1 protein-coding gene is annotated in these 243 nt (G+C 53.1%); it reads left to right on the forward strand.

The window, feature by feature from the left end; all coding sequences use genetic code 11:
* Positions 1-243: diguanylate cyclase (locus KZZ04_RS20530; protein ID WP_219424083.1), on the forward strand; the 243-nt coding region annotated here is incomplete at both ends.

Here is a 243-nt window from a genome sequence, read left to right on the forward strand (position 1 = left end):
TTCAAGGTCGCCGAACATGAGCTGAATATTTCCGCGAGCATCGGCATTGCCTTGTTTCCGGGCAACGGCAACACCCCTCAAGAACTATTGATGAATGCCGACGCCGCGATGTACCACGCCAAGGGTATGGGCAAGAATGGCTACAGCTTCTTCGATGTGTCGATGAACACCAACGCGCGCAAGCAATTGCAGTTGTTGCAAGACCTGCGCAACGCCGTTGAGCACGAGCAGTTTCGATTGTAT

The organism is Pseudoalteromonas sp. CR1 (assembly GCF_019392235.1).
Lineage (GTDB): Bacteria > Pseudomonadota > Gammaproteobacteria > Enterobacterales > Alteromonadaceae > Pseudoalteromonas.